This is a genomic window from Pseudogemmobacter sonorensis (assembly GCF_042762395.1).
Classification (GTDB): Bacteria; Pseudomonadota; Alphaproteobacteria; order Rhodobacterales; family Rhodobacteraceae; genus Pseudogemmobacter; species Pseudogemmobacter sonorensis.
Window position 1 is genome coordinate 25,447 of sequence record NZ_JBEFZE010000023.1, and the last position, 23,443, is coordinate 48,889.

General features: G+C 68.5%; 15 protein-coding genes. 8 read left to right on the plus strand and 7 right to left on the minus strand.

Annotated elements, in window-relative coordinates:
• Window positions 1-16: 16 nt before the first annotated feature.
• Window positions 17-1,690, minus strand: a complete 1,674-nt coding sequence (locus tag ABNX41_RS15215) for a CHAT domain-containing protein (RefSeq protein WP_438670580.1) — start codon at window positions 1,688-1,690, stop codon at window positions 17-19.
• Between the two features lie 246 nt (window positions 1,691-1,936).
• Here ABNX41_RS15215 and ABNX41_RS15220 point away from each other — a divergent pair, with 246 nt between their 5' ends.
• Both ABNX41_RS15220 and ABNX41_RS15225 read left to right on the plus strand, forming a co-directional pair.
• Window positions 1,937-2,302, plus strand: a complete 366-nt coding sequence (locus tag ABNX41_RS15220) for an LLM class flavin-dependent oxidoreductase (protein WP_438670581.1) — start codon at window positions 1,937-1,939, stop codon at window positions 2,300-2,302.
• 104 nt (window positions 2,303-2,406) lie between these two features.
• Window positions 2,407-2,727 (plus strand): LLM class oxidoreductase, encoded by a 321-nt coding sequence (locus ABNX41_RS15225; RefSeq protein WP_438670582.1) that lies wholly within the window; start codon window positions 2,407-2,409, stop codon window positions 2,725-2,727.
• 86 nt (window positions 2,728-2,813) lie between these two features.
• Here the strand turns inward: ABNX41_RS15225 and ABNX41_RS15230 are convergent, their stop codons facing one another.
• The 3 genes from ABNX41_RS15230 to ABNX41_RS15240 all read right to left on the minus strand — a co-directional run bounded on the left by ABNX41_RS15230 (window position 2,814) and on the right by ABNX41_RS15240 (window position 5,523).
• The gene (locus tag ABNX41_RS15230; RefSeq protein WP_438670583.1) at window positions 2,814-4,124 is read right to left on the minus strand and encodes an MFS transporter; all 1,311 of its coding nucleotides are present in this window, start codon (window positions 4,122-4,124) and stop codon (window positions 2,814-2,816) included.
• A gap of 136 nt (window positions 4,125-4,260) precedes the next feature.
• Window positions 4,261-5,172, minus strand: a complete 912-nt coding sequence (locus ABNX41_RS15235; RefSeq protein WP_438670584.1) for an NUDIX hydrolase — start codon at window positions 5,170-5,172, stop codon at window positions 4,261-4,263.
• 120 nt (window positions 5,173-5,292) lie between these two features.
• Entirely contained in the window at window positions 5,293-5,523 is a 231-nt protein-coding gene (locus ABNX41_RS15240) for a hypothetical protein (protein ID WP_438670585.1), read from the minus strand.
• Here ABNX41_RS15240 and ABNX41_RS15245 point away from each other — a divergent pair.
• The 4 genes from ABNX41_RS15245 to ABNX41_RS15260 all read left to right on the plus strand — a co-directional run bounded on the left by ABNX41_RS15245 (window position 5,507) and on the right by ABNX41_RS15260 (window position 12,058).
• On the plus strand, window positions 5,507-7,624 hold the full coding sequence (locus ABNX41_RS15245; protein WP_438670586.1) for a TonB-dependent receptor domain-containing protein: 2,118 nt from the start codon (window positions 5,507-5,509) through the stop codon (window positions 7,622-7,624). The two genes, ABNX41_RS15240 and ABNX41_RS15245, sit on opposite strands and share 17 nt — an antisense overlap.
• Window positions 7,625-7,837: 213 nt before the next feature.
• Window positions 7,838-8,983, plus strand: a complete 1,146-nt coding sequence (locus ABNX41_RS15250; protein WP_438670587.1) for an alpha-hydroxy acid oxidase — start codon at window positions 7,838-7,840, stop codon at window positions 8,981-8,983.
• Between the two features lie 51 nt (window positions 8,984-9,034).
• A complete protein-coding gene (locus tag ABNX41_RS15255; protein ID WP_438670588.1) occupies window positions 9,035-10,609 on the plus strand; it encodes a Re/Si-specific NAD(P)(+) transhydrogenase subunit alpha in 1,575 nt (524 codons plus the stop codon).
• Window positions 10,610-10,624: 15 nt separating this feature from the next.
• Window positions 10,625-12,058: an NAD(P)(+) transhydrogenase (Re/Si-specific) subunit beta gene (locus ABNX41_RS15260; RefSeq protein ID WP_438670589.1), complete on the plus strand. Its 1,434-nt coding sequence runs from the start codon at window positions 10,625-10,627 to the stop codon at window positions 12,056-12,058.
• Window positions 12,059-12,664: 606 nt separating this feature from the next.
• Here the strand turns inward: ABNX41_RS15260 and ABNX41_RS15265 are convergent.
• The gene (locus tag ABNX41_RS15265; protein ID WP_438670590.1) at window positions 12,665-13,258 is read right to left on the minus strand and encodes a hypothetical protein; all 594 of its coding nucleotides are present in this window, start codon (window positions 13,256-13,258) and stop codon (window positions 12,665-12,667) included.
• A gap of 705 nt (window positions 13,259-13,963) precedes the next feature.
• Here ABNX41_RS15265 and ABNX41_RS15270 point away from each other — a divergent pair.
• Both ABNX41_RS15270 and ABNX41_RS15275 read left to right on the plus strand, forming a co-directional pair.
• Window positions 13,964-18,181 (plus strand): response regulator, encoded by a 4,218-nt coding sequence (locus ABNX41_RS15270; protein WP_438670591.1) that lies wholly within the window; start codon window positions 13,964-13,966, stop codon window positions 18,179-18,181.
• Complete coding sequence (locus ABNX41_RS15275) at window positions 18,178-19,119, plus strand: GGDEF domain-containing response regulator (protein WP_438670592.1); 942 nt, start codon at window positions 18,178-18,180, stop codon at window positions 19,117-19,119. Before ABNX41_RS15270 ends, ABNX41_RS15275 begins: the two co-directional genes overlap by 4 nt.
• A gap of 74 nt (window positions 19,120-19,193) precedes the next feature.
• Here ABNX41_RS15275 and ABNX41_RS15280 read toward each other — a convergent pair whose 3' ends face one another.
• Both ABNX41_RS15280 and ABNX41_RS15285 read right to left on the minus strand, forming a co-directional pair.
• Window positions 19,194-22,286 carry an efflux RND transporter permease subunit gene (locus ABNX41_RS15280; protein WP_438670593.1) on the minus strand — a complete coding sequence of 1,031 codons (3,093 nt, stop codon included), beginning with the start codon at window positions 22,284-22,286 and terminating at the stop codon, window positions 19,194-19,196.
• A 12-nt stretch (window positions 22,287-22,298) separates the two neighbouring features.
• Complete coding sequence (locus tag ABNX41_RS15285) at window positions 22,299-23,393, minus strand: efflux RND transporter periplasmic adaptor subunit (protein WP_438670594.1); 1,095 nt, start codon at window positions 23,391-23,393, stop codon at window positions 22,299-22,301.
• Window positions 23,394-23,443: the final 50 nt, after the last annotated feature.

A 23,443-nucleotide genomic window follows, 5' to 3' on the forward strand; every position in this document is an offset into this window, starting at 1 on the left:
GCTTACTGGGCCCCGCTCACTGGGCGCCGCCCTCGCCCACCAGCACGAAGGGCGCCCAGGCCGAGGGATGGGCGAAGCGCCCGTCCGGCCGCGCCATCAGCTCCAGCATGGCCAGGCGCAGCGCCCCGGCGCGGTCCATGCCGCCCACCTGCGCGGTGACGGTCTGCGACACCAGCGCCGCCGCCGCATCGTCTCGCACCGGCCAGTGCGAGACCAGGAGGCTGCGCGCCCCCGCGAAGAAGAACGCCCGCGCCAGGCCCGACAGGCTTTCCGCCCCCAGGCTGTCGCCGCCCGCGGTATTGCAGGCCGAAAGAATCACCCAATCGGCCGAAAGCCGCAGCATCGCCGCCTCGGAGGCGGTCAGGAGCCCGTCGTCCCCCTCTGACGCCGCGCCCGGGGGCGTCAGGACCAGCGCGGGCTCGGCCAGGCCCGCAAGCTCGTCCGACAAAAGCCCGTGGGTCGCGAAGGAAATCACCCGCGCCTCTTCCAGCCCGGCGTCGCGCAGAGCGGATTCGCGGGCGGCCTCGCGCAGGAAAAGCCGCGCCTCGCCCTCGGGGAAGGCCGCCGCGATGGCGCGCAATTCGCGCGCGGTGCCGGGCAAGGGCGCCAGCGCGCGGATCGCGTCGGGGTGGGCGTAATATCCGCCCGCCATCGCGGCTTCATCCGCCACGCGGTCCTGCCGGGCGCCGGGGCCCAGCAGGACCGGGTCGCCGATGCCGACGAAACCGACCCCCGCCCCGGTCTTCGCCCCGCTCTGCACCGGCCGGGCCGCGCGCAGCGCCCGCAGGCTGGTGACGGCGGGCAGCGTGACCAGAGCGTGCCGCCGCAGCAGCCATTCGGTGGCCTGAAGCGCCGCCGGATCGCTGTCCTCGCCCAAGGGCGGCGCCGTCACCAGAAGCGACAGCGGCAGCGAGGCCAGCGGCCCCTCGGTCACCAGATGGACGACCTCGGCCCCTTCAAGCCGGGGGGCGAGCGGCGCCAGCAGCGCCTCGTAAAGCCGATGCGCCCGGGCGCGGTCGAACCCGGGGCGGCGGGGTTGCCAGCCGGCCTCGCCATCGACCTCGGCCTCCAGCGCCACGGCGCCGCGCGCGCCGCCAGAGGGATCCAGATCGGCCCGCAGCGCCCGCACATCCGCCGCCAGCTCCTCGCGCGTCACGGGCGCGCGGATCCAGTCATGGCCATCGGGCGTCACCGCCCAGACGTAACTGCCCGACGGGCCGGGCAGGATCAGCACCAGCGCCTCATGCGGGGCAAGATGGGCCTGGGTCTCGGCCAGAGACATCGGGCGCGGGAAGGAAAATTCGGCGTAATCGGGAAAACGGGCGGTCAGTTCCGCCTCAAGCGCCGCGAAATCGGCACGGCTCAGGCGCAGGGTCGCGCCCTCGGCCGCGCCGTCTTCCCCCCGTGCCAGCGCCGCGCGGAAGGCCGCCGCCTCGGCCTCGATCCTCAGGTCAAGCTCCTGATGGGCACGGATCAGCGCCCCCAACTCATCCTCGCCCGCGACAAGCCGCGCACCCATCCCGGCCACCGCCCGCGCCGCCGAGGTGAACATGATCCATTGCGCGCCCTCATATGCGGCATTGCTCAGGCCCGGCTCCTGCCGCGCGGGGGCCGCGCCAGCGGCCAGCGCCGCCAGCGCAAGGCTGAAGAGCAGCGCGGAAACCGGGCGGTGAGGGGCGGAGGCGGACATGGGTGAAGGCTAAGTCGCACGGGCGCCCCCTGTCCAGCGTTTCGGGCGCGAGGGTCGGGTCTTCCCGATCCGGCGCCGATCAGGGCGGCCAGTCCCAGGGATGATCCTTCCCCGGGACGGCCGCGCGGAGGAATTTTATTCCCCATTCGCCCCGGGTTCTGGAGTCGCCGCACCGCAGGCTTCGCTACAGTCACGCCCGGACAAGTCGTCTATGGGCAGCGCGCGCCCGAGCTTGAAAGCCAGGTCGTGACCACCACAGACAAACCGCTGGATTTCCTCTGGTTCATCCCCTCGTCCGGGGACGGGGCCTGTCTGGGCACCGATCTGCTCAGCCGCCCGGCGGAGCCGGATTACTTCCGCCAGATCGCCCGCGCCGCCGACCAGCTTGGCTATAGCGGCGTGCTGATCCCCACCGGCGCGGCCTGCGAGGAAAGCTTCATCCTGGCCGCCAACCTGGCCGCCTATACCGAGCGGCTGAAATTCCTGGTCGCGGTGCGGCCCGGCACGGCCTCGCCCGCCTATTGCGCCCGGCTGGCCGCCACGCTGGACCGGGTGTCGCGCGGGCGGCAGCGCGCAGGAACTGGCCGGGGACGGCATTTTCCTGGCGCATGACGAACGCTACGACCATGCCGAGGAATTCTTCCAGGTCTTCAACGGGCTGCTGGAAACCGGCGCCGCCGATCTGGACGGGCGCCATATCAAGGCCTATGGCGCAGGTGCTGCTCCCGGCGCAAAGCCCGCGCCCGCCGCTTTACTTCGGCGGATCTTCGCATGCCGCGATCGACTTCGCGGGCGAACATGTCGGGAAACACCTGACCTGGGGCGAGCCACCCGCGCCGATCACCGAAAAGATCACCCGGGTCCGCGCGGCGCTGGTCGGCTCGCCCGCGACGGTGGCGGCCCGGCTGTGGGAATATCAGGCGCTCGGGATCGATACGGTGGTGGCGCCGCTGCGCGCCTCATTCGGGGAAAGGCAGGTTCGGCGGTGGCGGCCATGCCGGGAACGTCAGAAAGCGGCCCGGCTAAGGCCCCGCTGAAGGCGGGCGAATGAACGGAAACGGCCCCCGGGATGGATCCCCGGGGGCCGCTTCGGTTCGGCCGTTTCCGTTCTGGCGGGGCCCTCTCAGCTCAGGGCCGCCGAACGGGTTTCCACGTCGATCAGCCAGGCCAGCACCGCCGCGACCAGCAAGAGCCCGGCGAAAAGCGCGATGGCGGCGGTCGTGCTCTGGATGAAGAGATAGACCAGGACCGAGGGCGCCAGCAGCCCGCCAAGCCGCGCCAGGGCCCCCGCCGTGCCCATGCCGGTGCCGCGCAGCGCGGTCGGGTAAAGCTCGGGCGTGAAGGCGTAAAGCGCGCCCCAGGTGCCAAGCAGCGCGAAGCTCATGGTCAGAAGCGCGGTGGCGATCATCGCGGGCGATCCGGCCAGGACAAACAGCATGCAGGCCGCCGCCGACAGCACGAGGAAAGCCACCAGCGTCGCGCGCCGTCCCCAGGCCTCGACCCCCCAGGCGGCAAGGGCATAGCCGGGGATCTGCGCGAAGGCGAGCAGCACGAGAAAGCCGTAGCCGCGCACGAAGCCGAAGCCCTCGGTCGCCAGACGGGCGGGCATCCAGGTGAAGATGCCGTAATAGACCATCGAGACCAGGAACCAGACCGCCAGCATCAGGACCGTCCGGCGCAAGAGCGGGCCCGAGAAGATGCCCCCCGCCTCGGCCTGCGCGGGCAGGGCAAGGGTGGCGGTGCCAAGGCCGGGGCGGCCGTTGGTCCGCAGCACCTTCTCGACCACGGCGCGGGCCTCGGCCTCGCGGCCCTGGCGAAGCAGGTGCATCGGGCTTTCCGGGATCCACAGCCGCAGGAAGATGCCGATGATCGCGGGCAGCGCGGTGACGAAGAAGATCACGCGCCAGACCTCGGTCACGCCGTTCGCGGTGGCGATCCAGGCGGTCAGCGCCACCAGCACGGTGCCCACGGCCCAGAAGCCCTCAAGCATCACAAGCCAGCGGCCGCGGCGCTTGGGCGGCAGGAATTCCGCCATCATGGCGTAATCCACCGGCAGCGTGCCGCCGACCGCCAGCCCGGTCAGGAAGCGCAGCACCAGAAGCGTGGTGAAATCGGGCGCGAAGGCCGAGGCAAGGCCGAAGACCGCATCCATCGCCACCGTGGCCAGCAAGATGTTGCGCCGCCCGTAGCGGTCGGCCAGCCGCCCGAACACCGCCGCCCCCACCAGCATGCCCAGGAAGAACAGCGTCCCGGTCTGAAGCGCCTGCGGCACCGTCAGCCCGAAGGTGGCCGCGATCGAAGCCACGGTGAACCCCACCGCCAGCACCTGCATCGCATCCGCCGTCCAGACCAGACCGAAGATCCCCAGAAGCCGCCGCTGGAAACGGCCGGTCCCGCCCTGTTCCAGCGCCGCGTCGATCGTCATCTGCTGCATTGTCGTCCGACCCCCCTTTTCGTGGTCACCGCCCGCCGGGCCCTGCCGGGATCGGGGCGCATGAGGGCCGGAAGCGGCCCGCTAATATACTCGATCCGAGTATATTGACGCCATTTATGCTCATTCTGAGACTATGTCAATTCCTGCTGAACGGCAGCCGCGTGCCCGCAAGCGCCCTCGCCTCGCGCAGGGCGGGACGGTAGCGGAACAGCTTGGCCGGGCGGCCGCGCGTCTCGGCGGTCATCGCGCCGGTGTCCTCGATCAGCTCCTGCTGGTCGATCTGGCGGCGGAAATTCGACTTGTGCAGGTTGAGGCCGGCCAGCGCCTCGACGGTGCGCTGCAGATGCAGAAGCGTGAAGCTTTCCGGCATCAGCTCAAAAGCCACGGGGCGGTATCTGATCTTGGCGCGCAGCCGCGCGATGCCGGTGGCCAGGATCCGGCGGTGATCCCCGCGCATCGCACGGCCGAAGCCCGCGCCCGAGCCGTCGCGCCGCGCCTCTGCCACCAGGCCCGCCTCATACATCAGCTCATAGCGTTGCAGGACCAGGTCCTCCTGCCAGTCGCCCCCAAGGCCGAAAGCGTGATCCAGCCGCGACCGCCGCGCCGGATCGCGCCCGGCCCAGTCCCGCAGGGCGGCGACCAGGGGCTCCAGCGCCGCGCCGTCCTCGCGCCGGTCTTCCCGCCGGTCCTCCCAGGGGAAATATTCATACCAGCCATGCCATTCCGGCTGTTCCGCGCCGGGGGCGGCCTGTTCGTGCACCAGTCCCAGATAGCTGATCGAGATGCGGCGCAGGTCCTCGGTGCCGCCGCCGCCCGCCGGATCGCGGTCGCGGTCGGCAAAGGTGTAAAGCTGCTCCAGAAAGCCGACCGGATGGCCGGTCTGGGTCTCGATCCAGGCGCGAAGCCCCTGCTGGAGCGAGCGATGCGACGAGGTGAACGGCCCCGAGGGCAGCGCCCGGCCCGCCGCGACGGTCATCACCCTTGGCTCGGCGCCGGTCACCGCCGCCATGACGGCGATCAGCTCGGCCTGCGCATATCCGCTGCTCACACAAATTCTCCCGGCACCTGAGGCCTTTTCCTAGCATGCGAAAGACCGGCGGGCCAAGCGCGGCCCGGCCACCCCGGAAGGCAGGATCGGCCGGAAGGATAGGTCGGCGGCGAGGTTGCATCACCATGTGACATGGAAGCAGCGATGCCACAGGTGGCCGGAAATCTTCGGATCGCGGCCGATTTCACCGACGAAAATGTTGACCTCGGTTCCCAAATCGGAAATCCGCCACTCAGCGCGAGTCATTTCGACAAGCAGACGCAGCCAGCCCCTCCGCCAGCCCCCGTTTACAACGCCCCGCCCCGGGGCACCCAGATTGTAAAAGGAGAGGCAGATGTCGCCCAGAAACATCGCCCGGACCCGTCAGGGAACGGTTCACCCGTCGCGGACAGGCTCTGTCAGGATCGCCGGAACGGTCTCGGCGCTGGCCCTGTCGCTGGGCCTTGCGGCCCCGGCCGCCGCGCAGCAGGCCGATGGCGTTTACCTCGGCCAGATCGTCATCACCGCCGCCGGTTTCGAACAGCTTCTGAAGGATGCCCCCGCCAGCGTCAGCGTCATCAGCGGCGAGGAACTGGCCAAGGGCGATTTCACCTCGCTCAACGATGCGCTGAAAAGCGTGCAGGGCGTGGCGGTCACCGGCACCGCGAATGAATCCGACATCTTCATCCGCGGCCTGTCGGGCGCCTATACGCTGATCCTGGTCGACGGCAAGCGCCAGTCCACCCGCGATGCGCGAACCAACGGCAACTCGGGCTTCGAGCAAAGCTTCATCCCGCCGGTCGCGGCGATCGACCGGATCGAGGTGGTGCGCGGCCCGATGTCGTCGCTTTACGGCTCGGACGCCATGGGCGGCGTGATCAACATCATCACCAAGCGCGTGCCCGACACCTGGGGCGGCGAGGTGACGATCGACACCACGGTCAATTCCGACAGCGGTTTTGGCGACAAGCAGCAACTTTCGTTCTACCTGGCCGGTCCGGTGGTCTCGGACCGCCTGGGCTTCCAGATCTGGGGCCGCGCGATGGAGCGCGACGCCTCGACCGCGACGGGCGGGCCGCTGGCCGCGTCCGAGCGCGACCTGACCGCCCGCTTCACCTGGACGCCCACCGATGCCCAGGACGTGATGCTGGAATTCGGCACCACCCGGATCGACCGCGAGAATGCCAACACCAGCCCGTCCTCGGACAATGACCGCGACCACTGGTCGCTGACCCATGTCGGCCGCTGGAGCTTCGGCGACACCGAGATCTCGCTCTCCGAGGAAGTGGGCCAGCGCACCACCTTCCGCGCGGTGGCAGGCGATTACGCCGCCAACACCCGTCGCCCCGAGGTCACCAACACCGTCCTGGACTTCAAGCTGAACACCCAATACGGCGCCGACAGCCAGCACAACGTGACCTTCGGCGGCCAGTTCCACCGCACCAAGCTGGTCGACCAGAACCCTGGCCTGCGCGACGAGGTGGATTACGAATTCTCGAACGACCAATGGGCGCTGTTCGTCGAGGACGAATGGCGTCTGCGCGACGATTTCGCGCTGACCCTGGGCCTGCGCTACAACGATCACGAGGAATACGACGGCCACTTCACCCCGCGGCTTTACGGGGTCTGGGACGCGACGGATTCGCTGACCATCAAGGGCGGCGTCTCGACCGGCTTCCGCGCGCCCGACATCCGCGCCATCACCCCGGGCTATGCCTATACCACCGGCGGCAGCGCCTGCTCGTCGAACTCGCCTCCGTCCTGCGGCGTGATCATCGCCGACCCGGACCTGAAGCCCGAAACCTCGACCAGCTTCGAGCTTGCCGCGCTTTACGACACCGGCACGATGCAGTTCGGCGCGACGCTGTTCCACACCAAGTTCAAGGACAAGATCGAGAACTACCGCACCAACGAATTCTGGACCGGCCCGGAATATCCCGGCGCGGGCCCGAATGCGGGATCGACCTTCCCCTACTACATCTGGTATAACCGCAACGTCTCGCGCGCGACGATCTCGGGGCTGGAGCTGACGCTCGACTGGCAGTTGAGCGACAGTCTGCAACTGGCGGCGAACTACACCTATACCGATTCCGAGCAGAAGAGCGGCGATTACGCGGGCCTGCCGCTGGCGCGCACGCCCCAGCACATGGCCAGCCTGCGCTTCGACTGGGACACCCCGGTCGAGGAGCTGTCCTCGTGGCTGGCGGTGAACTACCACGGCACCGAGATCAACGCCGGGCTGCGCACGGGCACCAACGGGACGCCGGTCTATGACGCGGCCGGAGTGGTCCGCGGGCGCAAATACGGTGCCTATACCACCGTGGACGTCGGCGCGAACTATGCGATCAGCGACAAGGTCTCGATGAATGTCGCGATCTACAACCTGCTCGACAAGACGACCGAGGTGGCGACCGACTACAACAACACCATCGAGGGCCGCCGCGCCTGGCTGGGCCTGACCACCCGGTTCTGAGCCGGACCGGACCTGCGACCACGAAAGGGCGCCCCCCGGGCGCCCTTTTTCATGGCGTGCCGCGGTCATCGCCCTCTCCCCGCAGTTGCCTTGTTGACCTGAGGCGGCGCGCGTGGAAGAGAAACGCAAAAGCACGCGCGACGACGCGAAAGCTTCGGGATACGGCGCGGCGGGGGACCCGCGCCCTCCCGCATGACAGGAGGAGGACCGGCCATGCGACTGACGGACTGCCACAACTTCCACGATTTTCGCAGGCTGGCCCGGCGCCGCCTGCCGGGGCCGATCTTCAACTATATCGACGGCGCCGCCGACGACGAGGTGACGCTCAGGCGCAACACCGCCGCCTTCGAGACGGTCGATCTGGTGCCCAACGTGCTGCGCGGCGTCTCGGAGGTGGATCTTTCGGTCACCGTGATGGGGCAGAAGCTGGCGCTGCCGGTCTATCTCTCGCCCACGGCCCTGCAGCGGCTGTTCCACCACCAGGGCGAGCGCGCCACCGCCGCCGCCGCCGAGGCCTATGGCACGATGTTCGGCTGCTCGTCCCTGGGCACCGTCTCGATGGCCGAGCTGGCGCGCAAACATGCCACGCCCCAGGTCTATCAGTTCTATTTCCACAAGGATCGCGGCCTGAACCGCGCCATGATGGAAACCGCGCGCGAGGCCGGGATCAAGGTGATGATGCTGACCGTTGACAGCATCACCGGCGGCAACCGCGAGCGCGACCTGCGCACCGGCTTTTCCATCCCCTTCCGGCTGACCCCCGGCGGGATCGCGCAATTCGCCATGAAGCCGATGTGGGGGATCAACTACGTCACCCATGAGAAATTCAGCCTGCCGCAGCTTGACGCCCATATCGACATGAAGGGCGACAGCCTGACCATCGGGCGCTATTTCACCGAAATGCTCGACCCGTCGATGAACTGGGACGATGTGGCCCGGATGGCGCAGGACTGGGGCGGGGAATTCTGCCTCAAGGGCGTGATGAGCACCGAGGACGCCCGCCGCGCCGCCGAGATCGGCTGCTCGGGCATCGTGCTGTCGAACCATGGCGGGCGCCAGCTCGACGGCTCTCGCACCGGCTTCGACCAGCTCGACGAGGTGGTGCAGGCTGTCGGCGACCGGCTCGACGTGCTGATGGACGGGGGCGTGCAGCGCGGGACCCATGTGCTCAAGGCGCTGTCGCTGGGCGCCAAGGCGGTCGGGCTGGGACGGTTCTACCTGTTTGCGCTGGCCGCGGCCGGACAGGCGGGCATCGAACGCGCGCTTGGCCAGTTGAAGGCCGAGATCATTCGTGACATGCGCCTTATGGGCGCGACTTCGGTTGCGGATCTGAACAGGAACAACCTGCGCTTTCGCTGAAACGGCAGGCAACGGCAACGGCAACCCCCTGACTTGAAGCGGAGGGACGGGATGAAGATCGGTTCATATGCGGAAACCCATGCAGGAGAGGCGCGCGTCGGCCTGACGCCGGACTCCGCCCTGCAACTGGCGAAACTGGGGCATGGCAGCGTGATCGCCGCGGGCGCGGGCGCGGCGGCGGGCTTTACCGACGCCGCCTATGCCGCCGCCGGGGTCGAGGTGCTGGCCGATGCGGCGGCGGTGGTCGCGGCCTCGGATGTCATCGTCAAGGTCCGCCCGCCCGAACCCGCCGAGATCGAGGCGATGCGCCCGGGCCAGACGCTGGTTTCGTTCTTCTGGCCGGCCCAGAATGCCGATCTGCTGGAACAGGCCCGCGCGCGCGGCATCGACGTGATCGCCATGGACATGGTGCCCCGCATCTCGCGCGCGCAGAAGATGGATGCGCTGTCGTCGATGGCGAACCTTGCGGGCTACCGCGCGGTGATCGAGGCGGCGAACAACTTCCCCCGCTTCCTGACCGGGCAGGTCACGGCGGCGGGCAAGGTGCCCCCGGCCAAGGTGCTTGTCGTCGGCGCGGGCGTGGCGGGCCTGGCCGCCATCGGCGCCAGCGTGTCCCTGGGCGCGATCACCTATGCCTTCGACGTGCGCCCCGAAGTGGCCGAGCAGATCGAGAGCATGGGCGCCGAATTCGTCTATCTCGACTTCAACGAGACCCAGACCGACGGCGCCGCGACGGGGGGCTATGCCGCCCCCTCCAGCCCGGAATTCCGCGAGGCGCAGCTCAAGAAGTTCCGCGAACTCGCGCCCGAGGTGGATATCGTCATCACCACCGCGCTGATCCCCGGCCGCCCGGCCCCCAAGCTGTGGACCGAGGACATGGTCGCGGCGATGAAGCGCGGCTCGGTCATCGTCGACCTCGCGGCCGAGCGCGGCGGCAATTGCGACCTGACCGTGCCGGACCAAAGGATCGTCACCGACAATGGCGTGACCATCGTCGGCTATACCGACTTCCCCTCGCGCATGGCGACCCAGGCCTCGAACCTCTACGCCAGCAACATCCGCCACATGCTGGCCGATCTGACCCCCGCCAAGGACGGCGTGATCCTTCACGACATGGAGGACGACGTGATCCGGGGCGCGACCGTGACCAGGGCGGGCGAGATCACCTATCCGCCGCCGCCGCCCAAGGTCCAGGCCATCGCCGCCGCGAAGCCGAAGGAGAAGGTCAAGGAGCCCACCCCCGAAGAGCGCCGCGCGGCCGAGGCCGCCGCATTCCGCAAGCAGACCGTCAACCAGGTCGCGCTTCTGGGGGGCGCGGGGGCGCTGGTGCTTCTGGTCGGGCTGGTGGCGCCGCCCTCGTTCATGTCGCATTTCATCGTCTTCGTGCTGTCGTGCTTCGTCGGCTTCCAGGTGATCTGGAACGTGTCGCATTCGCTGCACACGCCGCTGATGGCGATCACCAATGCGATTTCCTCGATCATCATCCTGGGCGCGCTGATGCAGATCGGCTCGGGCTCGTGGCTGGTGATCCTCCTGGCGGCACTTTCGGTCTTCATGGCCGGGATCAACATCTTCGGCGGTTTCATGGTCACCCGGCGCATGCTGGCCATGTTCCGCAAGTCGTAAGAAGGGACGGGGCGAATGGAATACGGTTTCACCATTGCCGCCTATGTGGTGGCGGCTGTCCTCTTCATCCTCTCGCTGGGGGGGCTTTCGGGCCAGGAAAGCGCCAAGCGCGCGGTCTGGTATGGCATCGTGGGCATGGCGCTTGCGGTGGCGGCGACGCTGGCCGGGCCCGGCTCGGGCCTGTGGCTGTTGTCGGCGATCCTGATCGCCATCGGCGGCGCGGGCGGCCTGTTCGTCGCGCAGCGCGTCCAGATGACCGAGATGCCGCAGCTTGTCGCCGCGATGCACAGCCTTGTCGGGCTTGCGGCGGTGTTCATCGGCCTTGGCACCCATGTCGAGATCACCCGCATCGCCGGGATGGACGCGCCCGCGCGCGCGGCGCTGACCGGCTTTGCCGCGCTGGTCGCGCACAAGACCCCGGTCGAGATCTCGATCCTGCGGGTCGAGACCTTCCTGGGCGTCTTCATCGGCGCGGTGACCTTCACCGGCTCGGTGATCGCCTTCGGCAAACTCGCGGGCAAGGTCGACGGCAAGGCGAAAAAGCTGCCCGGCGGCCATCTGCTGAACGCGGGGGCGGCGGGCCTGTCGGTGCTGTTGCTGATCGTCTACCTGAATTCCGGCTCGACGCTGGCGCTGCTGGCGATGACCCTGCTGGCGCTGTTCATCGGCTATCACCTGATCATGGGCATCGGCGGTGCCGACATGCCGGTCGTGGTGTCGATGCTGAACAGCTATTCCGGCTGGGCGGCGGCGGCGATCGGCTTCAGCCTGGGCAATGACCTCCTGATCGTGGTGGGGGCGCTGGTCGGCTCGTCCGGCGCGATCCTCAGCTATATCATGTGCAAGGCGATGAACCGCTCCTTCGTCTCGGTCATCTTCGGCGGCTTCGGCGCCACCGGCGGCCCGGCGATGGAGATCACCGGCGAGCAGGTGGCCATCGACGCCGAAGGCGTGGCCGCGGCCCTGAACGAGGCCGACAGCATCGTCATCGTGCCCGGCTACGGCATGGCCGTGGCCCAGGCCCAGCAATCGGTCAGCGAGCTGACCCGGCGCCTGCGCGCCAGGGGCAAGGAGGTGCGCTTCGCCATCCACCCGGTCGCGGGCCGCCTGCCCGGCCATATGAACGTGCTGCTGGCCGAGGCGCGGGTGCCTTACGACATCGTGCTGGAGATGGACGAGATCAACGGCGATTTCCCCGAAACCGACGTGGTGATCGTCATCGGCTCGAACGACATCGTGAACCCGGCGGCGCAAGAGGATCCCAATTCCCCCATCGCCGGCATGCCGGTGCTGGAGGTCTGGAAGGCCAAGCAGGTGTTCGTGTCGAAGCGCGGCCAGGGCACCGGCTATTCCGGGATCGAGAACCCGCTGTTCTACAAGGAAAACACCCGCATGTTCTATGGCGATGCCAAGAAGAGCATCGAACAGATCCTGCCCTTGGTCGAATAGGCGCGGCCAGGACCGGGACCGAAGGGCCGGGGGCATCGCCTCCGGCCCTTTGCTTCGCCGGGGGCCCCGAATCGCCCCGGCGGTGATTTCCTTCCCCCGGGGGCCCCTGGGCGCGAAAGGCTTCTCCGGGCGGCGGGCAAAAAACACGTCCTGCCCTATCGTTTTTCATGCCCGGCCGTACCAGCCTTGGGGCCAGCCCCGCGACGCGCGGGCCGCGTGCGGATGCCAGCCGGGGAAAAGGCGTGACAGGACACCAGCCCGCCCAAGCGCCGGTCCCCCCGCCGCCGCCCCCGCGCGGGGGACGGGCGCGCCCTTCCCCGCCTTCATCCTGCTGGCGCAGCCGCATTGTCCGGTGGCGCAGCAGGTCGCGCTCGCGCTCACCTCGCTCAGGACCGCGCTCGGCCTGCGGTCCCTGCCCGAGGGGGGGCTCTGTGCCACCCGCCTGATCCTGCGGCCTACTCAGGCAGGTAAGGTGTCAATCGTCATTGAATGGCGCCCCCTGATCGGGGGCCCAAAGTTCGGCCTCTGGCGCCCGGGTGAGCAGGCCGGTGGCGGCGTAGCTTTGCAACTGGCGCAGCCGACGGGGGCCTGCGTTTCGCAGCGCGTTCAGGCTCGTGTTTCGATACGCCGGCTGTCGTTTCCGGTCTCGACGTCGAGCCATCGCGGCGCCATCGGTTCGAGCCCGATGGCCAAGGGCCGTGATGGGTGCCCTTGAAGAAGGCGAAGGCCCTGTCGTGGGCGTCGAACATCGAAGCCCGCGCGGCGCCATCGCTCCGAGCCCGATGGCCGAGGCTCCTGCGTCGCACGAGGATCGGCCCGGACGAAGAACGTCCGGCTGCGGCACAGGCGAACATGGGCCGCCTTGATGGTGCGCGCCCCATCGATCACGACAACCTCGTGGCTCCAGTCGAACTGGCAGGCTTCGCCGCGCGCAAAGCGCAGGGGCGCGAAGGCGGCAGAAGCGCCGGGCCCCTGATTGCGCGCCCGGTTCGAGGCATTGCGGCGCACCGCGTCATATCCGCCCCCATAGCCGAGCCCGCTCGGTTCCTCGTCGATCTGTGCCAAGGACTGCCGCTCCCGGCTGGCCCGCGCGGCGTTGACCTCAAGCAGCCGGTTCAGCTCCCCCGCCCAGGCACCCAGCTTCGGGCGCGGCTGCACGGGCCGGGTATAGGTGAACGCGGTAATCCCGGCGCGGATCACCTTCCGCACCCTTCGGCGCATCGCTCGAACCAGTGGCGCAATGCGCGTCGAGCTGCGACCGCTTCTGGCCGCGGCAGATCGTCTTGATCCCCCCGCCCTCGGTAAATGTAGCCGCCTGATCTTTGCGCCTCGCCGTCGGGCTCGAACCAATGGCGCCTTCAGCGGCTCGATCTCCACGATCAGCATCCCGCGATCGGCCTCCGACAACCATCGGAAGCACAATGGACCCAAACCACGGGCGGCGGCGCCACCTCGGGACGCAGATCACCCCGGAAGCGGGGGCCTGGTTGCGGGGGCCTGGTTGCTGGCCCGTCAACAACTGCGCTGCGGTAACTTCCCCGGGAGCGGCGCGGCAAGGCCCGCGCGGGCTCTTGCCCTCTTGGGGCGCTTCGATAAAGGTAACCCGGATGTGAACAGCCGGACGGGCCCCTCGGACAACCGGATCCGCAGCACCCGCCGAAGCCAGGGACTTCGCCAGTATGATCTTTTTCCGCTCAAGCAAGGCCGCCTCGTGGTTTTCCGAAGGCCTTTCCGCCCTGGCGCCCGCAAGGACACACCTCCTTCCGGCGCTGCTTGCCCTGGCGGCGATGGCGAGATAATAGTCGGCTTTTCCTGAAAATTTTGGCTATTCACCTGTCCGAAAGACTGTCCTGCTAGCAAGGCCATCGAACCGGCGCCCGCGCGCCCTTGATGCGGTCAGGCTAGATGTCGCCCAAACCCGGAATGCTCTCGGGCAGCTATTCGCTGCGGACGGCGCTGACCGTCGCGCTGCTGCTGGTCATCCTGCCGACGCTGGGGGTGACCGCAATCACGCTGATCCATGCCGGGCAATCCTACCGCGAGATGGCGACGCAGGCCCTGCGCGAAACCGCGATGGTTCTGGCGCAATCCACCGCCAGCGAACTGGCGGCGACGGAACGCCACCTGGCCGGTTTGACGGCCTCGGGCGGGGCGAGCACGCTCGACATCTCCAGCCATGATCCGCAGGATCCCGGGCTCGACCAGCGGCTCGGGCCGGAACTCGCCGCCCTGATCCGCCGGGTGGCCCGGGGCGAATCCCCGCAGATCTCGAACCTTCTCGCCGAAGGCGACGGGGCCGATGCGGGCCCGGGCGACAGGATCGCCATTGCCGCCAGAAGCGCCAAGGCCAACGGGGGCCCAGTGGATGAATCGGTGGTGGTGCTGCGTATCCCGGCCTCGGAACTGGTGCGCGCCTTCGACCGGCGCGGGCCGGACCGAAGCGAGATGCTGCTGGCGATCACCGATGGCAACGGGCGGCTTCTGGCCCGCTCGCGCGACGGCGCGAACCGGATCGGGCAAAGGGTGGCCGACTGGGACCGGCTGCAGGGGATCGGCCAGCCCGGCGGCAGCTTCCTCGCCGCCACGCTGGAGGGCGAGCGCATGGTCACGGCCTTTCAGCAAATCCCCGACACCCCGGGCTGGACCGTCGTTGTCGGCGAGCCGGTCGCGATCTTCGACGCGGGCTGGCAACAGCCGCTGCGGGTGATGATCCTCGCCTCTGCGGCGACCGTTCTCTTCGGCCTCGGCCTGTCGCTTCTGATCGCGCGCCAGGTCTTGCGCCCGATCCGGGGCCTGGTGGCCCGGGCCGGACGCATCGCGGAAGGCGAGGCGCCCTCAATTGCCGAAGATCGCCCCGCCGATGCCGCAACCCGTGGCAATACAACGGAAACCTGCGCAGGCGGGCGCAGGCAGGCCGACCTGCCCCGATCCGCGATCACCGAATTCGAAACCCTGCGCCGCAGCCTCGACGTCGCCGAACAGGCCATGCGTTGCCGCATCGCCGACAGCCGCCAGGCCGAGCGGATGACCCGCGAAAGCCTGACCCGGCTGGAACAGGCCGAGCGGCTGGCCCGGATCGGCAGTTGGGTGTTCGAGCCGCAGAGCCGCACCTTCACCCTTTCGCGCACCATGCGCGAGCTTGCCGGGCTGAGAGAGGACGACCCCTCGCCCAGCCCGGCCGAACTGGCCGAACTCCTCGACGCGGAAACCTTCCGCCGCGCGATCGAGGCCTTGCAGGATTGCCTCGCGACCGGCCAGTCCCATGCCTTCTCCGGCCGCTTCCATGGACGGGACGGCCGCAACTTCCCGATCTGGCTGCGCGGCGAGGCGATCCGCGATGCCACCGGCGCCATCACCGGCGTCGCCGGGCTGATGCAGGACACCACCGAACGCGAGGATGCCCGCGCCCGTATGGAGGCCATCGCCGACAGCCTGCCCAACGGCGTCCTCTACCGGCTGGAATATCTGACCGCCGATCTGGGCCGCGACGGTGGCGAAATCACCCGCGACACCATGCGCTTTTCCTATATCAGCGGCGGAATCGAGGAGTTGATCGGCATTTCCGCCGAGGCGCTGATGGCCGAGCCCGCGCTGATGATCAACGCCATCCACCCCGACGATCTCGACCATTATTTCGAAACCTCGCGCCGCTCCAGCGATACGAATACCAATTTCGAATGTGATTTCCGGCTGATCAAGCCCGATGGAAGGATCATCTGGCTTCAGATCCGCTCGGCGCCGCGCGCGACCGAAAGGGGCCGGGGCTGGGACGGGATCTTCCTCGACGTGACCCCCGCCTATGAGGCGGCCGAGGCCCTGCGCGCAGCCAAGCGCGCCGCCGAGACCGCCGAACGCGCCAAGGGCGATTTCCTGGCCACCATGAGCCATGAGATCCGCACGCCGATGAATTCCGTCATCGGCATGTCGCGGCTGGCGCTGAAGACCGAACTGGATCCGCGCCAACGCAACTATCTGGAAAAGATCAACGATTCCGCGAATGTCCTTCTGGGGATCATCAACGACATCCTCGATTTCTCCAAGATCGAGGCCGGCGGGCTGGAGCTGGAACAGGCCCCCTTCCGGCTGGAGCAGGTGCTGGAAACCGTGGCCGCCGTCACCGCGCTGCGGGCCGAGGAAAAGGGGCTTGAGCTGGCCTTCGACATGGCCCCCGGCCTGCCCCGGACCGTGATGGGCGATTCGCTGCGGCTGGGTCAGGTGCTGACCAACCTGGTCGGCAATGCGATCAAGTTCACCGCGCGGGGAGACATCCTGGTCTCGATCCGTCCGGCGCCGGGGTCCGGGCCGAAGCGCGACCGGATCCGGCTACAATTCTCGGTCCGCGACAGCGGCATCGGGATGAGCGCGGGACAGATCGCGGGCCTGTTCCAGCCCTTCGCCCAGGCCGATGCCGAAACCGCGCGGCTCTATGGCGGCACCGGGCTGGGGCTGGCGATCTCGCGCCGCCTGGTGGAACGGATGGGCGGCACGATCGGGGTGGAAAGCGCCCCCGGCGCGGGCAGCACCTTCACCTTCACCGCCGTCTTCGGCACCCGGCTCGGGGACGCGGGGGCGGACCAGGGGGGCGCCGCCCCCTGCCCGGCCCATGCCGCCCTGGCCTCGGGGCTGAAATCCGCGCGGGCGCTGATCGTGGACGACAATGCCACCGCCCGGACGGCCCTGCGCGACATGGTCGGGGGCTTTGGCCTCAAGGCCGGTACGGCGGCAAGCGGCGACGAGGCGCTGGAACTGCTGCGACAATGCGAAAGCGCGGGCAGCCCCTATGACATCGTCTTCCTCGACTGGCGGATGCCGGGGATGGACGGGCTGGAACTCGCCCGCCATATCCGCGCCGACCACCGGCTGAAACACATGCCCGCGGTGCTCATGGTGACGGCGCATGGCCACCAGCTCGTCCTGTCCGAGGCCGAGGGGATGAACCTTCAGGGCGTGCTGCTCAAGCCGGTCACCCAATCGGTAATCTTCAACACCATCCTCGACACCTTGTCCCTGGCCCCGCCCGCGCCCGAGGCAGGGCGCGCCAGCCCGGCCCCCTCGGGCGGCGAGGCCGATTTCGCCCACGTGCTTGCCGGGCGGCGGGTGCTGGTGGTCGACGACAATGCCCTCAACCGCGAGGTCGCACGCGATTTCCTCGACATCGTCGGCATCCGGGTGGCGACGGCCGTGAACGGGCGCGACGCCATCGCCCGGTTGCGGGAAGAGCCGTTCGACGCCGTGCTGATGGATGTCCACATGCCGCAGATGAGCGGGCTTGAGGCGATCCGGGAAATCCGCCGCCAGCCGCAATGGCGGGATCTGCCGGTGATCGCCCTGACCGCCCAGGCCCGGGTCGAGGATGAGGCGGCCAGCCGCGCGGCGGGCATGTCGGGCCATCTGACCAAGCCGATCGACGAACAGGCGATGTATCGCATGCTGGCCGCCTTCCTTGGCGGCACCGCCCCGGCGCCTGGCGCCGAGGAAGGCACCGCGCCTGAGGAAGACCCGGCGATCCCGGCCGGGCTCTTGCGCCGCTTCGGCGGCTCCAGGGACCGGCTGGGCCGCTTCGTGACCGGCTTTCTGGCCGATCACGCCGATATGGTCGCGGGTTGGCAGGCGCAGGTCGCGGCGGACGATGCCGCCGGGCTGGCCGATTTCGTCCATCGCATCCGGGGCGTGGTCGGCTATCTGGACGAGGCCGCGCTGCTGGCCCGCACCGCCGAGGTCGAGACCCGCGCCCGCGCGGGCGATCTGGCCGGAGCCATCGAGGCGGGCGCCGACCTGCCCGCGCAGATGGAGAGCTGCCTTGCCCGGGCCCACACGCTCGCCCTCGCCCTCGCGCTCGACACGCCGCTAGCCGGGACGGCGGGCGCGACCGCCCTGCCCCCCGAGGCGGTGGAAGATCTGGTCCGGCGCGCGCTTCCGCTGATCGCCAATGGCGACCTGGCGGCGCGCGCATTGTTGCAGCGGTTGGCCGAGGGGTTGGACGGCGCCTGCCAGGGCCTGGCCCGGGACGCCATCGACAGGTTCGACGATCTCGACACCGAGGCGGTCCGGGAACTGCTGCTGAGCCTCGTCGCGCCAGAGCCGGACACGCCGGAAACCGACGACAAGGGTCCCCGGGCATGAGCACCGCCGCCACCGCCACGCCGACGATCCTGATCGTCGACGACGACAGGCTGACCCGCGGCCTTCTTGCCGATCTCCTCGGGCTGGATTGCCGGATCCTGATGGCGCGCGACGGTCCCTCGGCCCTGCAACTGATGGAGCGCGAGGACATCCACCTGGTCCTGCTCGACGTCTCGATGGCGGGGATGAGCGGCTATGAAGTGCTCTCGCGCATGAAGATGATCGAAAGGCTGGCCTATACGCCGGTGATCTTCATCACCAGCCTGTCGGAAGAGGTCGACGAAGAACGGGGGCTCGCGCTCGGCGCCGCCGATTATGTGCAAAAGCCGATCCATCCCGCCATCGTCCGCGCCCGGGTCTTCGCCCATCTGCGGCTTGAGATGCAGCGCCGACTGCTGGCGGATCTGGCGGCCAATGACGGGCTGACCGGGCTGGCCAACCGCCGCACCTTCGACACCGCGCTGGACCGCGCGCTGCGCCGCGCGACCCGGCGGTCCGAGGCGCTGGCGGTCGGGCTGTTCGACATCGACCATTTCAAGCTGTTCAACGATCATTACGGCCACGGCGCGGGCGACCAGACGCTGCGCCGGGTGGCGGCGATCCTGGGCGGCCATGCCCGGCGCGCGGGCGATCTGGTGGCGCGCTACGGCGGCGAGGAATTCGTCCTGCTGACCGAGGATTGGCGCGATCTGGCCCCGGTGATGGAAGAGGCGCGCCGCGCGGTCGAGGCGGCGGACCTGCCCCATGCCGCCTCGCCCACCTCGGGGCGGGTCACGCTCAGCGGCGGCGGCGCGGCGCTTGTGGCGGTGCCGGGGCTTGAGGCCGCGGAACTGCTGGCCCGCGCCGACGCCATGCTCTACCGCGCCAAGGCCGAGGGCCGGAACCGGGTCCTGGTCGAGATCCCGCCCGGACTCGCCGCCGCCCCCCCCTCCGGTTGAGAAAGGGCGGCCCGGAACCCGGACCGCCCCATTCGATCGCAACCTCTCGCAAGAGGCCTCAGGCGGCTTGCGCCCTAGACATGCGAGGAACTCGCCGGGCCGAACTTCTTCTCCACCTCGCGCTTGTGCAGGATGTAGGAGGCGTCCGAGCGCGAGATCAGCGTGTAGAACATCGGCACCACGAACAAGGTGAACATCGTGCCGATGATCAGCCCCATGAAGATCACCAGCCCCATGGCCTGCCGCGCCGCCGCCCCCGCGCCCTGCGCGATGATCAGCGGCACCACCGCCAGCGCCATGGCGGCGGTGGTCATCAGGATCGGCCGCAGCCGCACCTTGGCCGCCGCCACGATGGCATTGCGGCGCGACAGATTGTGTTCCTCGCGCTGCTGGTTGGCGAACTCCACCATCAGGATGCCGTGTTTGGTGATCAGCCCGATCAGCGTGATCAGGCCCACCTGGGTGTAGATGTTCAGCGTGCTGGCCCCCAGATACAGCGGCAGCATCGCGCCGAAGATCGAAAGCGGCACCGACATCATGATGATGAACGGATCGCGGAAGCTTTCGAACTGCGCCGCCAGCACCAGATAGATCACCACCAGCGCGGCGCCAAAGGCCAGAAGGATCGTATTGCCCTCGGATTTCTCAAGCCGCGACTGGCCCGAGAAATCGACGAAGAAGCCGTCGGGCAGGATCTCGGCCGCGATACGCTCCAGCTCGGCCAGCGCGACGCCGGTCGAAAGCCCGGGCATCGGCATCGCCGACAGCGTGGCGGCGTTGAGCTGGTTGAACTGCTCGATCGAGGCGGCGGTGACCTCGGGGTTCAGCGTGACCACCGAAGACAGCGGCACCATCTGGCCCGAGGCGGCGCGGACGAAGAACTCCCCCAGCCGCTCGGGGTTGTTGCGCCATTCGTCGGGGACCTGGGTGATCACGTCGTAGCTGTTCGAATCGCGGTCGAACTGTGCCACCGCGCCGCCGCCGACCAGGATCCCCAGCGTCGAGCCGATATCCGAAACCGCCACGCCAAGCTCGGCCGCGCGGTCGCGGTCGATGGTGATGCGGACCTGCGGCGCGTCGAAGGCCAGGCTGTTCTGGACCACGATGAACATGCCCGATTGCAGCGCCTTCATCCGAATCTCTTCGGCGATCTCGAACACCCGGTCTGGGGTGTGGATAGATTGCAGCACCATCGAGATCGGCAGCCCCCCGCCCGCGCCGGGCAGCGAGGGCGGCGCGAAGACATAGCCCTGAAGGCCGGGCGAATTGTCCAGCGTGGACTGGATCTCGGCCTGGATCTCGGCCTGGCTGCGGGTACGATCGCCCCAGTCCTTCAGCGCCCAGATATAGAAGCCGGTGCTGCTGGCCCCGCCCATGCCGGCGACCGAGAACGAGGTCTCGACCTCATCGAGATGGGCGGTGCGGCGGCCGATCTCGGCGGTGAAGGCGTCGGTATAGTCCAGGCTGGCGTAACGCGGCGCGTTCAGGATGGCGAAAAGCGCGCCCTGATCCTCATCCGGGGCAAGCTCGGACGAGGTATTCATGAACATGAATCCGGTCGCGCCAAGCAGCGACACCACCATGAGCATGGTGACCGGCCGGTAGTCGAGCGAGGAGGACACCCGCCGCTCATACCAGTTGGAGACCCCGTTCAGCACCTTGTCGACGATGCGCTGGAACCGGCCCGGCGCGTCATGGCTCAGCAGCCCCGCCGACATGGTGGGGGTGATGGTCAGCGCCACGATCCCCGAGATGATCACCGATCCCGCCAGCGTCAGCGCGAATTCGGCGAACAGCGCCCCGGTCAACCCGCCGGTGAAGGCCAGCGGCGCCAGAACGGCGGCCAGGGTGATGGTCATCGCGATCACCGGCCCGGTGATTTCCTTCATGCCGACGATGGCGGCGCGGGCAGGCGACAGACCCTCGTCGATATGGCGGTGGATGTTTTCCACCACGACGATGGCGTCGTCCACCACCAGCCCGATGGCCAGCACCATGGCCAGAAGCGTCAGAAGGTTGATCGAATAGCCAAGCGCCAGCATGACCGTGCAGACGCCGATCAGCGACAGCGGAATGGTGACGATGGGCATCAGCACCGAGCGGAACGAGCCGAGGAACAGCAGGATGACCACGACCACGATGGCCACGGCCTCGGCGATGGTCTTGAACACCTCCGAGATCGAGGCCGAGATCGTCTCGGTCGAATCGTAGACCAGGGTGATCGTCATGCCGCGCGGCAGCGTCTCACCCAGGCCCGGCAGAGCCTCCAGCACGTTGGAGGCGACGTCGAGCTGGTTCTCGCCCGGGGCGGGCACGATGCCGATGAAGGTGCCGGGCTGGCCCGCGAAGGTCACGATCGCATCGGTCGAGCCGGAGGCAAGCTCGATCCGCGCCACGTCGCGCAGCCGCACCGTGCCGTTCGTGCCCTGCACCAGCGGCAGCGCGCCGAAGGCCTCGGCCGATTGCACGGTGGATTCCAGCGTCAGCGAATAGACGAAATAGTCGTTTTCGGTCTTGCCCGGCGCGGAAAGGAAGTTCGAGGACCGGATCGCGGCCAGAACCTCGGTCGCGGTCACGCCGCGCGCGGACATCTGCAGCGGATCCAGCCAGATCCGCATCGCATATTCCGCGGCGCCCATGATCTCCATATTCGCCACGCCGTCGATATTGGTGACGCGGGGCTTGACCACGCGCTCCAGATATTCGGTAAGCTGCTCGGGCGTCATGTTGGGGTTCTGCACCGCCAGATACATCAGCGCGAAGGTCATCCCGGTGCCCTTGACGATGACCGGATCCTCGGCATCGCTGGGCAATTGGCCGCGCACCTGCTGGACCTTGGACATGACCTCGGTCAGCGCGATGTCGGGATCGGCGCCCAGCTTCATCTGCACCGTCACCACCGAGGCCGAGGGCCGCGACTGCGTGGTGACGTAATCCACATCCTCGGTGGTCGAGACCGCCGCCGCGATGGGAGAGGTGATGAAGCCCTGGATCAGATCCGGCGCGGCGCCGGGATAGACCGTGGTGATGGTCACCACGGTTTCGTCGACTTCCGGGTATTGCCGCACCGGCAGGTTCAAAAGCGCGGCAAGCCCCAGGAACAGGATCAGCGCGGCGGTGACCGTGGACAGCACCGGGCGGCGGATGAAGATTTCCGAGAAGTTCATCGCAGGGAACCCTTATTCGCCAAGGGCGGCGTCAAGCGCCACCGAATTGTCGATGACCACCCTGGCGCCCGAGGTCAGGCGGTTCTGGCCCGAGGTGACGATCCGGTCGCCGCCCTCGATGCCCTCGACCACCTCGATCCGCCCGCCCGAGCGCCGGCCGAGGGTGACGAAGACCTGCTCGACCGTCAGCGCATCGTCCTCGCCGCGCAGGACATAGATCGTATCGCCGTAAAGCGAGGAGGTGACGGCGGTTTGCGGCACCGCGATCACATTCTCTTCCACCGGCAGCGCGATGCGCACGCGCAGGAACTGGCCGGGCAGCAGGCGGCCCGAGGGGTTCTCGACCACGGCCCGGACCGAGACCATGCGCGAATTGGCATCGACGCGCGGCTCGATGGCGATGATCCGGCCGCTGGCCGAGAAATCGTCCACTTCCGAGGCGACGGTGACGACACCGCCCAGGACCAGGCTGGCCATCTGCTGTTCGGGCACGGCGAAATCGACGCGCATCGTGCTCAGGTCCTGCAGCGTGGCATAGATCGTCCCGGGGGAGACCCACTGGCCGACCTCGATCTGCGGGATACCGATCACGCCTTCGAAGGGCGCCACCAGCTCCTTGGCATCCAGCGCGGTCTGCACCTGGGCCACCTGGGCACGGGCGCTTTCGACCTGGGCCTCGGCGGTTTCCAGCGTGGTCGCCGCCCCTACCCCGCGTTCGGTCAGCGTGGTCGCGCGGCGCGCCTCGGCCTGGGCCACGCTGAGCGCGGCCTCGGCGGCGGCGAGCGAGGCTTTTTCGCTGTCGTCGTCGATCTGGACCAGATGCTGGCCCTGGGTCACCTCGTCATTGGCGGCGAAGAGGATGTCGCGCACCAGCCCGCCGGATTCGATGGCGAGATCGACGCCGCGCGCCGAAAGCGAGGTGCCGATGGCGTCGATCCCCGGCTCCCAGGTGATCGGGTCCACGGTCTCGGTGTTGACCGGAACCGGCGCGGGGGTCATGCCGCCCAGGATCTGCGCGATCATCTCGTCGCGGAAATACTTGAACCAGACGATTCCCCCCACCACGAGGCCAAGAAGGATGATGGCGATGAAAAGCCGCTTGAACATCGTTTACTCCGAAGGTGCGGGTCGCAGTTGTTGTCCGCCCGATGGGTTTC